This window comes from Ferroplasma sp. Type II, assembly GCF_000496155.1.
The window spans coordinates 3,136-10,492 of the sequence record NZ_KI542689.1; the positions used below are offsets into that span (position 1 = coordinate 3,136).

At 37.4% G+C, this 7,357-nt stretch carries 9 protein-coding genes and 1 pseudogene; 5 read left to right on the forward strand and 5 right to left on the reverse strand.

Annotated elements, in window-relative coordinates; all coding sequences use genetic code 11:
• The 3 genes from AMDU4_RS02130 to AMDU4_RS02140 form a co-directional block, all read left to right on the forward strand.
• Positions 1–837, forward strand: an 837-nt coding sequence (locus tag AMDU4_RS02130) for an MFS transporter (protein WP_290703926.1), incomplete at its 5' end; no start/stop codon positions are given.
• 220 nt (positions 838–1,057) lie between these two features.
• Positions 1,058–1,450 carry an adenosylmethionine decarboxylase gene (gene speD / locus AMDU4_RS02135; RefSeq protein ID WP_021786329.1) on the forward strand — a complete coding sequence of 131 codons (393 nt, stop codon included), beginning with the start codon at positions 1,058–1,060 and terminating at the stop codon, positions 1,448–1,450.
• Positions 1,451–1,511: 61 nt separating this feature from the next.
• Complete coding sequence (locus AMDU4_RS02140; protein WP_290703929.1) at positions 1,512–2,375, forward strand: hypothetical protein; 864 nt, start codon at positions 1,512–1,514, stop codon at positions 2,373–2,375.
• A 70-nt stretch (positions 2,376–2,445) separates the two neighbouring features.
• Here AMDU4_RS02140 and infB read toward each other — a convergent pair whose 3' ends face one another.
• The 5 genes and pseudogenes from infB to rpl7ae form a co-directional block, all read right to left on the reverse strand.
• Complete coding sequence (infB, locus tag AMDU4_RS02145; protein ID WP_021786331.1) at positions 2,446–4,188, reverse strand: translation initiation factor IF-2; 1,743 nt, start codon at positions 4,186–4,188, stop codon at positions 2,446–2,448.
• Positions 4,189–4,190: 2 nt separating this feature from the next.
• On the reverse strand, positions 4,191–4,610 hold the full coding sequence (gene ndk, locus AMDU4_RS02150; protein WP_021786332.1) for a nucleoside-diphosphate kinase: 420 nt from the start codon (positions 4,608–4,610) through the stop codon (positions 4,191–4,193).
• A gap of 4 nt (positions 4,611–4,614) precedes the next feature.
• The gene (locus AMDU4_RS02155; RefSeq protein ID WP_021786333.1) at positions 4,615–4,812 is read right to left on the reverse strand and encodes a 50S ribosomal protein L24e; all 198 of its coding nucleotides are present in this window, start codon (positions 4,810–4,812) and stop codon (positions 4,615–4,617) included.
• 5 nt (positions 4,813–4,817) lie between these two features.
• Positions 4,818–5,027 carry a 30S ribosomal protein S28e gene (locus tag AMDU4_RS02160; RefSeq protein ID WP_021786334.1) on the reverse strand — a complete coding sequence of 70 codons (210 nt, stop codon included), beginning with the start codon at positions 5,025–5,027 and terminating at the stop codon, positions 4,818–4,820.
• 357 nt (positions 5,028–5,384) lie between these two features.
• Positions 5,385–5,744: pseudogene (gene rpl7ae, locus AMDU4_RS14120) on the reverse strand (50S ribosomal protein L7Ae); the annotation flags it as partial.
• A 135-nt stretch (positions 5,745–5,879) separates the two neighbouring features.
• Here rpl7ae and tnpA point away from each other — a divergent pair.
• Both tnpA and AMDU4_RS02175 read left to right on the forward strand, forming a co-directional pair.
• Entirely contained in the window at positions 5,880–6,293 is a 414-nt protein-coding gene (gene tnpA / locus AMDU4_RS02170) for an IS200/IS605 family transposase (RefSeq protein WP_021786336.1), read from the forward strand.
• Positions 6,290–7,336 (forward strand): RNA-guided endonuclease TnpB family protein, encoded by a 1,047-nt coding sequence (locus AMDU4_RS02175; protein ID WP_021786337.1) that lies wholly within the window; start codon positions 6,290–6,292, stop codon positions 7,334–7,336. Before tnpA ends, AMDU4_RS02175 begins: the two co-directional genes overlap by 4 nt.
• The last annotated feature ends 21 nt before the right edge of the window (positions 7,337–7,357 follow it).

The following is a 7,357-nucleotide window of genomic DNA, read 5'->3' on the forward strand; positions in this document are numbered from 1 at the left end:
TCCAGAGAGGAGGGATTAGCTCTTGGAATTGTTATAGCTGGACTCACCCTGGGATCATCATTGCCCCATTTAATTTTAAATCTACCCTTTATAAGAGATTGGCAGGCTTTGCTGGGTTTCTCCTCTTTACTTGCATTTACTGGGGCCCTTGCTGTTTTCTTCGGAATTAATAATAAAAATAAAAAAATTAAAGCTAATAGGTTAAAATGGAATACAATAGGAAAAATATTAAAAAACAAAAGCTTAATGCTTGCAAATTTAGGTTATTTCGGTCATCAGTGGGAACTCTATGCTATGTGGACATGGATCCCTGTATTTATTTTTTCGAGTTTTTCCTTTTATTACAAAGGGGTTCATTTATTATTCATGGCCGGGATAGTTTCTTTTTTAATCATCGGGTTATCAGGGGTTATAGGTTCCATAATGGGTGGAATTGTATCTGATAGAATTGGAAGGACATTATCAACTTCCATTTATCTTTTTATCAGTGGATCATGCGCTATAATAATTGGGTTAACATACGGTGGAACACCCATAATAACTATAGCTATAGGAGTTATATGGGGGATTTTTGTAATTGCGGACTCGGCACAATTTTCAACTGCAGTGACTGAGTTAAGTGACATAACTATACGGGGCAGCGCACTTACATTTCAGATGGCCATCGGATTCCTTATTACGGTTGGGTCTATTTATATGATAGATATACTGAGAACTACTATAGGATGGCATTGGGCCTTTGCAGTACTTTCAATCGGTCCTGTAATAGGCATTGCCGCAATGATTAATCTCAGGTACAGGAAGGAGGCATATGCCATGTGCAATGGTAGGCGGTGATGAGCTGGTACATATTACATGGAAAATATGCTGAATAAATCTTTCAGGCACTTTAATATATTATTATTTATATAATAATATTAATATTTGTTATTTAAACTAGTCCTGCCTAGTATTATATTTAGAAATAAATAAAAGTAAATTTTCCAATTTTTATAAATATTTAAATAAGACTTTATTATAAAGGTTGATTGTAGAGGTGTAAAAATTATGGAGGACGATGAAAGTGGCAGTAGGGGTACATATCATAGCGGATTTATACGGTGTAGATGCGGGGTTAATATCTAGCGCTGATAGTATTTCACCGATTATTGAGAATGCTATTAGGGAAGGAAATCTTACAGAGATTTCTTCACAGTATTACCAGTTTCGGCCTATGGGTGCAAGTGGCATAGCTTTGCTGGCTGAATCCCACTTGTCATTTCATACATGGCCGGAACACGGGCTTGTGACTCTGGATATATATACCTGTGGAGAGCACAGCAATGCAGACAGGGCGTTTAATTACCTCCTCAATGTGCTGCATCCCACCTCCATTGAATACAAAAAGCTTGAAAGGGGAACTAAGATAGAGGAAAATGTTAAAATAGACAACCCCCAGATGATGCTGTGATATATTGCAGAAGAAAATAATTTTAATTTCCTTTTTATTTATATTGTTATGTGTAGATTTATTGATAGGTATATACCATATAACCAGTGAATTTAATATTCTTGTAATACCCGATCTGGCTATTTCTATTGTTTCAATATATATGGCGGGCGACATATTTCTGGATGTGTCTTACCACGTTGGAAAATCAATATCATTCTCTGAAAAATATGTAGGTCTTTTCATTGTCGGGTTTGCTGCAATAGTGGATGAAATTATAATGTCAGTAATGGCTGCTGCAGAAAATCTGGGAACAATAAGTTTTGGTACTATACAGGGTTCAAATGCAATAACCCTTCTGGCTTTCTTCATTCTTATTCCATTATATTATAAATCTGGAATCTCGAAGTTCAGAGTGGATTCATATGTTATCACAGTCACCGCAGTGGCACTTCTTATAATTTCATTCTACTTTGTCAAGGTTCCCTATTACGTTGGCTTTGTAACGCTTATAATATTCCTGTTCTACGTTATTAGAAAGGTGAAATCTTCAGAAATTGAGTCAGAAATTGTAGCAGAAGAAGTATACCCCTCATATTTTGGCATACTTGCCATTGCTGTAATCATGTTTGCATCATATAATATGATAAACTCTGCCTTGATAGTATCACACATTCTGAATGTAAATACATTCATATCATCATTCTTCCTGCTTGGATTCTTCGGATCGCTGCCGGAAATAATGATGATGTCTATATCACTCAGGGACAACAGGCGGGATGTTTCAATAGGAATGATTGCAGGGAGTACAGTATATAAAGAAACGATACTGTTTTCAATCATAGCATTTATAGGCACATTGACATTTCGGGATTCTTTCTTTTCCCTGATTTTGATGGTTGTATTTTCTATTGTGCTTATAATTTACTCCATTATATTCGTTTAGATTTTTTATCTTTTTAACAAATGATTTGCCCATATTATTTATTTTATGGTGTTTAAATTTCCTGCCTAATTCAGAATCCCCAAAATTGTTCTTCTTTCCTTTTGATTTTTATAAGTTCTTCCATGGTTTCTTTCATATCAGGATCCATGTCCTGGTCTTTCATTTCTTTTACTACATTTTCAGGAACATCAACATATAAATCTTCATCCGGAAATATTTGCCGGTTTAAGGTAACGCCATCAATTGCGCATGACAGTTCTGATCCCTTATCAGCATACTGCCGGTTTACATCGCCATCTCTCAGGCTTTTAATAGTTCCTGCATATTTGTTGTTGCTGTTTATGAGCTTGTCCCCAACCTTGACCCGGCCTGAAATGACCCTTATTCCAACTATAACAGGTTTAGCTGCCCTGAAAATATAATCAGGCAAAATTACTAACTTTGATGGGACGGGCCTGCTGTTTTTCTTTTCCTCTTCTATTTCATGCTTTTTGAACTCAAGCCATTTATTCAGATCGTCTATCATGGAGTAAATCACATTCCCTGAAATAACCTTTGCATTGTTATATTCCATGTTTTCTCTGGCATCGCTTGAAATATTAACATTAAATCCGACAATAACGCGGTCCAGTGGGTTATTTAACGTAGACACATTTATTATATCTTTTTTTGTAATGTCACCTATCTGGGCTTCCCTAACATTAATCTTGTTCTGTTCCATTTCATATGCTATGGCTTCAAGTGAGCCTATGGCCTCAGCCTTTATTGTAATCCCATTATCTGAGAGTTTTATATCCGGTTTAGATTCCTTAATGAGTTCATTGAACGCATAATCGGTTTTACTGCCCTTCACAACAATTATAGACGTACCTGAAATAACATCAAGTTTGTCTGTTATCAGAATTCTAATTCCGGCAGCTGATCTTATGCTATCCCTCTCCTCAACACCTTTTTTTCCCGGGGCCAGAATAGCCTTCACCTTTGTAACCGCTGGACCCGCATTCGTATTCAATGCTATTTTATCGCCCTTGTGAAGTGTGCCCTGATACAGTATTGTGTCCAGTGTAGTACCTATGGACTCTTCTTTCTTGATTTCTATCACTGAACCTCGTGTGGTTTTATTTTCAAATTGTATATGGTCTTCCAAAAATCTCTGTGCTAGTCCTGTGAGAACCATAAGTATATCAGGGACTCCTATGTTTAGCTTTGCACTTATGGGAACTATTGCAAATGATTTTGTGAAATCTGTGATTCTGTCATATCTATCAGATGATATTCCCTTGACATAAAGGTCATTAATTATTTTGTAAATTTTTTCATCAAGGGCATCCACATATTCCTTCCTCTGTTTGAGGAGTGTTTCCTTAAATGAGGTATTCTTGGTAGTTATAAAATATGGTACAAGATCTATTTTATTTGCAGCTATTATAAATGGTGTTTTATATTTCTTTAAAACATCTATAGATTCTATCGTCTGTGGCTTTAGCCCCTCATTCACATCTATAACAAGAATTGCTATGTCAGCCAGTGCTCCGCCCATTGATCTCATATTGGCAAAGGCCACATGCCCCGGGGTATCTATAAATAATAAACCTGGAATTTTAATCTCAATATTTTTAAAGTAATTCTTCATATTTGATTCAAGGGTATTTTTATCTATTTCTGTTGCACCAATCTTCTGTGTAATGCCACCAGCTTCTTTCTTTGCTACGGTGGTCCCTCTGATATCATCTAAGAGAGTGGTTTTTCCATGGTCAACATGACCCAGTACACATACAATCGGTTCCCTTAAATTCTTTTTTGTTGTTTCCATATTCAATAATCCATTATCTCATTCTCATTAAAAAATATTTTATATTCGTGGTTATATGCTTCTGGAGAATCTGAGGCGTGGACTATATTTTCTTCAATATTCAGTGAGAAATCTCCCCTGATTGTTCCAGCAGCTGCCCTTGATCCATCAGTCGTCCCTGCAAGATTCCTGCATGAAATTATGGCATTGTCTCCTTCCAGTATCAAGGCAACTATAGGTCCGGATGTCAAGTAGGAAACCAGTCCGTCAAAGAAAGGCTTCATACTGTGGACACTATAATGTTCTCTGGCTTTTTCCTCAGAAACTCTCATGAGCTTCAGTGAAATAATTTTTAATCCTTTGTTTTCGAATCTTTCAATTATATTGCCTATAATGTGCCTTTTCACTCCATCAGGTTTTATAAGTACCAATGTTCTTTCCATATTTTTACGCCTTTCTCATGTCCTTAATACGGTGGTACTCGTTTGTCCATTTAACATTTCTTGCGGCTCTTTTTAGGTCTATCATATTAACCCTACATTTCTTTGAACAGAAATTCATAATATTTCCATCTTTTCTGATATAAATGATTCCAGATGCAGGTTCAATATCGTGGCCACAAAAGATACATTTTCTGTTTTCCATTTGATTCACCTTATTGATAATCTCCTTGCCTCTCTTGCAGTCTCCCTAAGCATCAGGATATCACCAACCTTTACAGGTCCAAGAACATTCCTGGCAATAATTCTGCCCTGATCTTTCCCTTCGAGGACTCTGACCTTTACAGTTGTGGCTTCACCGGTCATTCCGGTTCTTCCCATCAACTCAACCACTTCAGCTGGAGTTGCATCTTCTGCCATAAAGCATCACTCTTCACTTTCTTCTGAATCTTCTTTCTTCTTTGCAGCTTTCTTTGCTTCAGAAGCTTTCTCTTTTACAGGTTCTTTCTTTTCCTTTGGTTCAGAAGTTTTTTCCTTTTTCTCCTCTTTCTTCGGTTCTTTTGCTTCAGAAGCTTTCTCTTTTACAGGTTCTTTCTTTTCCTTTGGTTCAGAAGTTTTTTCCTTTTTCTCCTCTTTCTTCGGTTCTTTTGCTTCAGAAGCTTTCTCTTTTACAGGTTCTTTCTTTTCCTTTGGAGCTTTTGTAGCTTCAGCTTCTATTTCTTCTTCCTTGGGCTGTTCACTCTTGGCTGCAGGTTTTTTCTTTTCTTCCTTTCCTGATTTTGCATTTTCTATTGATGATATTAAATCTTTATATGCGTCTTCATTTTTGCCGTAATCAACAACTGCTATAGATGCTGCAGATGCAATACCGACTTTTAAGCCGAGGTCACTCTTATTTTTTACATATGTATATGGGACTTTTCTCTCCTCGCACAGGACAGGCAGATAAAAAACCACTTCAGGGGGTGAAACATCCTCTGCTATGACAACAACCTTTGCCTCTCCTCTCTCTATAGACTTAACTACTTCATTTGTCCCTTTCTTAATCTTACCAGATCTGTATGAATTTTCTACAAAATCCAATGCGTCTTTGACTAACGATTCGGGAGCTTCAAACTTTACATAAGTGTTTTCCATGATAATCCTCCTTCACTTCTGGATGGTATTATAAACTGTAATATAAATATTTAGCATTATTCTGCGGTATGGAACTTTAGGGAGGAGATGAATTGTGAAAGTATATATATAACTTTAGCATATCTATTTTAGTATATGGAAATAAGCAATAAAGAGAAAGAATATCATCACGAACCCCATATGGTGTACAGTTGCCAGTACCATGTGATATTCTGCCCTAAATACAGAAGAAATGTCCTGAAGGATGGCATTGATGTGAGACTAAAAGAATTAATTCTGGAGAAGCAGGATGAATACCAGTACAAAATACTTGAAATGGAAGTTATGCCAGATCATGTGCATCTCCTGATAGACATAAATCCCCGGCTTGGTGTGTATCATGTTATCAACCAGATCAAGGGCTACACTTCATCTGTCCTGAGAAATGAGTTTCCTGCATTAAAGCGCAAGATTCCAACACTGTGGACACATTCCAAATTCATATCTACCGTTGGATCCGTAACATTAGAAAGTGTACAGAAATACATAGAGGATCAGAAGGGAAAATGATATTAACATACAGGATCAGGCACAACAGGAATTTCTCTATCGAGCTGAGGAAGGCAAGACAGGTTGCGGAATTTGCCATAAAACATAGAGCATTAACAACAAAGGATGTTCGCCATATTGGCCTGAAATCATTAATCTCCAACCAGGTACTGAGGAAGTATGGCGGAAACAGGAACGCTAAAAAGGTAAGTAAGGTTAAGTTGACATTACCCTCTAAGGGCATCAGGTTCAGCCATGAGGACAGGACCATAACAATCCCATCCCTTAAGCTTGAACTGGAATACCAATTCAGGAATGATTTTGAGAATATCAATCAAATAGAATTGGACAGTGAATTTGCATACATTTCAGTGACTGTTCCAGAGTGTGCATTGATACAACCAAAAGGATATCTCGGTGTTGACCGCAATACAACAGGACACATTGCAGTTGTTGCAAATCCACAGAATGGAAAGGTACTGAAGCTCGGAAAAAAAGCATACCACACCCACAAAAAATACAAAAACATGAGGAAGAATCTGCAGAAGAACGGTAAAAACAGGAAGATAAAGGAAACAAAGAACAGGGAAAATAGGATTGTGAAAGACATAAACCATAATGTGTCAAAGAAGATAGTGCATGAAGCTAAAAAGAATGAAATGGGAATCAAGCTTGAATATCTGCATGGAATAAGAAATGCAAAAACAGGCAGAAATTTCAGGTATTCCCTGAATAGCTGGTCATTCTATCAGCTTGAGCAGATGATAGAATACAAGGCCAGGCTACTTGGAGTACCTGTTGTCTATGTCGATCCATACCACACTTCAAAGGAGTGTTCAATATGTGGACAGATAGGCAACCGTTCAGGAAAGAGTTTTAAGTGCCATTGCGGGCACGTTGATCATGCTGATGCCAATGCTTCGTTCAACATAGCATTGCGTCCTGAATTTGTGGAAGGCATAGATCAATTGCGTGTAGACAGGGATGCACGCAAGGGGAACACTGATATCCACAGAGAGGCGCCTCCAGGAACGACGGAGACCTTAGAACCTCCAAAGCTTTAGCTGAGGAGAGTATGTCAGTAA

What these genes read in the sequence shown, in the direction of transcription:
- speD (WP_021786329.1), top strand. Translation starts at nt 1,058, where the DNA reads ATGAAAGTGGCAGTAGGGGTACATATCATAGCGGATTTATACGGTGTA.
- infB (WP_021786331.1), bottom strand. Translation starts at nt 4,188, where the DNA reads ATGGAAACAACAAAAAAGAATTTAAGGGAACCGATTGTATGTGTACTG.
- ndk (WP_021786332.1), bottom strand. Translation starts at nt 4,610, where the DNA reads ATGGAAAGAACATTGGTACTTATAAAACCTGATGGAGTGAAAAGGCAC.
- AMDU4_RS02155 (WP_021786333.1), bottom strand. Translation starts at nt 4,812, where the DNA reads ATGGAAAACAGAAAATGTATCTTTTGTGGCCACGATATTGAACCTGCA.
- AMDU4_RS02160 (WP_021786334.1), bottom strand. Translation starts at nt 5,027, where the DNA reads ATGGCAGAAGATGCAACTCCAGCTGAAGTGGTTGAGTTGATGGGAAGA.
- tnpA (WP_021786336.1), top strand. Translation starts at nt 5,880, where the DNA reads ATGGAAATAAGCAATAAAGAGAAAGAATATCATCACGAACCCCATATG.
- AMDU4_RS02175 (WP_021786337.1), top strand. Translation starts at nt 6,290, where the DNA reads ATGATATTAACATACAGGATCAGGCACAACAGGAATTTCTCTATCGAG.